The sequence below is a fragment of the Coleofasciculus sp. FACHB-712 genome, assembly GCF_014695635.1.
Lineage (GTDB): Bacteria > Cyanobacteriota > Cyanobacteriia > Cyanobacteriales > FACHB-T130 > FACHB-T130.
Genome location: NZ_JACJOQ010000002.1, coordinates 1 through 4,216 on the forward strand (window position 1 = coordinate 1; position 4,216 = coordinate 4,216).

The 4,216-nt window shown below is 49.9% G+C and carries 4 protein-coding genes; all 4 read right to left on the minus strand.

All coding sequences use genetic code 11. The features are described from left to right. Nucleotides 1-194, minus strand: a 194-nt coding sequence (locus tag H6F50_RS00010; RefSeq protein WP_190424874.1) for an NAD(P)H-binding protein, incomplete at its 3' end; no start/stop codon positions are given. Between the two features lie 49 nt (nucleotides 195-243). Next, a complete protein-coding gene (gene xth, locus H6F50_RS00015) occupies nucleotides 244-1,023 on the minus strand; it encodes an exodeoxyribonuclease III (RefSeq protein ID WP_190424877.1) in 780 nt (259 codons plus the stop codon). 94 nt (nucleotides 1,024-1,117) lie between these two features. Then, nucleotides 1,118-2,761, minus strand: coding sequence for an acetolactate synthase large subunit (locus H6F50_RS00020; protein ID WP_190424880.1), 1,644 nt, complete (start codon nucleotides 2,759-2,761; stop codon nucleotides 1,118-1,120). Between the two features lie 177 nt (nucleotides 2,762-2,938). After that, nucleotides 2,939-4,216, minus strand: a 1,278-nt coding sequence (locus H6F50_RS00025) for an NAD-dependent succinate-semialdehyde dehydrogenase (RefSeq protein ID WP_190424882.1), incomplete at its 5' end; no start/stop codon positions are given.

Consider the following 4,216-nt stretch of genomic DNA (forward strand, 5'->3'; position numbering starts at 1 on the left):
TGAACGCCTTGGCAAGCTTTTTCGATATCTTTATCGCGCTGCAAATCACCAATAAAGATTTCTGCTCCTCGGTGTTCCAGTTCGCTGTAACGGGATGTCAGGCGGACAAATGCTCGCACCGGCATTTCCTTCTCCCGCAGCAGCCGCACAATTCGGCGTCCGAGTCCGCCTGTAGCTCCAGTTACTAAAAACATGATTTTAAGTTCCTAATCAATTTTGGGTATGGGATTGATGCTGGAAAATTTAAAATTCTACAATCACGGGGGTATGGTCGCTGGGTTTGGGCAATTTTCTGGGGGAGCGATCGATGGTGCAGCTGGATGAACGTTCGTAAAGGTCTGGCGTCAAGTAGTGATGGTCAATCCGCCAACCCCAGTTGCGTCGAAACGCCCCAGTTCGATAGTCCCACCAGCTGAAGTGTCCTGTTTCTATTGTGAATTTTCTAAAGGCATCTGCCAAACCCAACTCTAAAATGCTGCTCAAGGCTTGACGCTCTAGATCGGATGCCATAATCCGACCCTTATAACCGAGTGGATCGTGAATATCTCGGTCTTCGGGGGCAATATTGAAATCGCCGCAGATACAGAGGGAACTGGGTTGTTTTTCGAGTATTGCTTGCAGGTACTCGCGGAGGGCTTTCAGCCAAAGCAGCTTGTATTCGTATTTCTCGCTACCGACGGCTGAGCCATTGGGCACATAGAGATTCACGATGCGAATGCCATCGATAACGCCAGTAATGACCCGCTTTTGTTCGTCAAAATCCTCTCTACCCAAAATTGGGGCAAACCCGGTGCTGACATCCTCAAGAGGCGCACGGCTGAGAAGGGCCACCCCGTTATAAGATTTTTGACCGGAAATGTAGAGGTGAAGCCCTAATTCCTCAAAGGGCGATCGCGGAAAATCCTTATCGACTACTTTCGTTTCTTGCAGGCAGAGGACATCGACCGGATTATCCTGCAACCACTGCACCACCTGCTCTAAGCGAGAGCGAACTGAATTGACGTTCCAAGTAGCGATTTTCATGGGTCATTCATGATTGGTCATTGGTCATTGTTCATTAGTCATCGGTCATTGACAACCGACTGATGACTAATGACTAATCACTCATGACTCATGACTATTCCCAAATCTTGCAACTCAAATCGCCAGCCTTTTGCGTGAGGCGGAAGTTTTCGCGGTAATCTACTGGACAATCAATTACCGAGGGAACGTCCTGTTCTAGGGCAGTTTTCAATGTCGGAATCAGATCCGCTGCGGATTCAACCCGATACCCCTTCAGCCCCATACTTTCTGCCAATTTGACAAAATCGGGATTGCTAAAGTGGACAAACGCAGATTCGCCAAAGTGATTGTGTTGCTTCCACTCAATCAAGCCATAGCCCCCATCATTAAAGATTAAGGTGACAAAGGCAGTGCCGACGCGAAGGGCAGTTTCTAATTCCTGGCAATTCATCATAAAGCCACCATCGCCAGTGACAGCAATGACTTTTTTCTGGGGATACACTAACTTGGCGGCTAAGGCACCTGGAATGGCGATACCCATTGCAGCAAAGCCATTGGAGATGATGCAGGTATTCGGGCGATCGCAGTGATAGTGACGGGCAATCCACATTTTGTGCGCCCCGACATCTGAAATCAGAATATCTTCTGGCCCCATGACTTGCCGCAAGTCATAAATTATTTTCTGCGGCTTAATCGGAAACCCATCGTCATTGGCATACTCTTCATAATCCGCACGGATATCTGCCCGTAATTGCAAGGCATAAGGATCGGGTTTGCCTTGCCGGTCAGATCGGTCTAAGATTTCTCGTAGCGAGTCGGAAATATCCCCCACAACTTCCACCAGGGGAATATAGCTGCTATCAATTTCTGCTGGCGTATCTCCAATGTGGATAATCGGAATCTCTCCAAGGGGATTCCACTTTTTCGGGGAATATTCAATCAAGTCGTAACCGATTGCAATCACCAAATCCGTTTGGTCAAACGCACAGCTGATATGGTCTCGCTGTTGCAATCCTACCGACCACAAGGCGAGGGGATGGGTGTAGGGAATGACTCCTTTCCCCATAAAGGTATTCACTACGGGAATATTCAACTTCGTGGCAAATTCGGTCAGTGCAAGGCTAGCGTCTGCACGAATCGCCCCATTTCCCACCATAATCAAAGGGTTTTTTGCCTGGGAAATGGCTTCAGATGCCTGTTCAAGGCTATGGAAGGCAGCAAAGGTTTTTTCCCCACAATTCTTGTGTAGGGGCTTGCCAGTGGCTGTCATTTCGGCAATGTTTTCCGGCAAATCGATGTGAACTGCCCCTGGTTTTTCGCTCTGAGCAATTTTAAACGCTTTGCGGATAATTTCCGGTGTGTTGCTGGGACGAACAATTTGAGTATTCCATTTGGTGACTGGCTCAAACATCGCCACCAAATCTAGGTATTGGTGGGATTCGATGTGCATCCGGTCTGTGCCGACCTGTCCGGTAATTGCCACCAGTGGCGCACCATCCAGGTTCGCATCGGCAACGCCAGTCATCAGGTTGGTGGCACCTGGCCCTAGGGTGGAGAGGCACACTCCAGCTTTTCCGGTCAGGCGTCCGTAGAGATCCGCCATGAAGGCAGCACCTTGTTCGTGGCGGGTAGTAATAAATTTAATCGAAGAGGTTTTTAGGGCTTCCAATATGTCTAGATTTTCTTCGCCAGGAAGCCCGAAAATGTATTCGACTCCTTCATTTTCCAGACATTTAACTAATAGTTCAGCAGTATTCATTTTTCTTACTCCCCTCTGTATGCTCTTGGCATCTGTAGTGGTTCGTTTCTGTGTAGGGGCCAGATGCGCGGATTGCCCCTATTTAGCCCAATACGGGCGCACGGCTGTCCGCCCGTATTGACATCCCCATCCCGCAAGTGGGATGGGATTTAATTCATCGTTAGAATGCACCACCGCTTATTTCACCCACACGGTTTTGATATTGACAAACTCGTGAATTCCCTCTTTGCTTAACTCGCGTCCGTATCCGGAACGCTTGATCCCGCCAAAGGGGAGACGCGGATCGGATTTAACCATGCCGTTAATAAACACGGCACCGGCTTCGAGTTCGTCAATCAAGCGATCGCGTTCTGCCTCTACTTGAGTCCAAGCACTAGCACCCAGTCCAAAGGGCGAGGCATTGGCAAGTGCGATCGCGGCGTTGATCTCTGGCACCCGAAATAGCAGCGCCACGGGACCAAAAAATTCCTCCGCTTCGGCTGGGCTACCGGCTGGGATATCTGTCAGAATTGTGGGCAGATAAAAGTTACCCGGACGGTCAGATAATGGCTGTCCACCCGTGAGAACTTTTGCTCCCAGCTTGGCGCTTTCCTGAACTTGCCAATCCAAATCTTTGAGAATCGATGGGGTTGCCAGTGGCCCTATATCGGTTTCCGGATGCATCGGATCGCCGATTTTGAGTGCCTCAAACTTCTCAATCAGGCCTTTTTCAAATTTGTCTGCGATCGCATCCACGACAATGAACCGTTTCGCAGCAATGCATGATTGACCGTTATTCAGCATTCTGGCACTCACCGCTGTGGCAATGGCTGCATCCAAATCGGCGCTTTCTAGGACAATATACGGGTCGCTTCCCCCCAATTCCAGAACGGTTTTCTTAATTTGTTTTCCAGCGGTGGCGGCGAGGCTCATCCCGGCGGGTTCGCTTCCGGTTAAGGTTGCGGCTTTCACCCGCTCGTCTGATACAATTGCCGCAACTTTATCTGCCCCCACTAGCAAGGTTTGAAAGACACCTTCTGGGAATCCGGCTTTGTGGAAAATCTCCTCCAGAGCCAATGCACACTGAGGCACGTTAGAGGCGTGCTTGAGTAACCCGACGTTTCCCGCCATCAGCGCCGGTGCAGCAAACCGAAACACTTGCCAGAAGGGGAAATTCCAAGGCATGACTGCCAAGATGACGCCTAAAGGCTGATAGCGCACAAAGCTGTGGCTGGCCTCGGTTTGGGCTGGAACATCCGCGAGGAATTCGGGGGCGCGTTCGGCGTAGAAGCGACAGACGAGGGCGCATTTTTCCACTTCTGCGATCGCTGATTTTAAAGTTTTCCCCATTTCTAGGGTCATTATTTTGCCAAAGCGTTCGCGATCGCTCTCTAAAATCTCAGCAGCGGCATTCAGCCAATCTGCCCTTTTTTGCATGGGTGTCTGCCGATACTGTTTAAAGCTTGATTGCGCTAG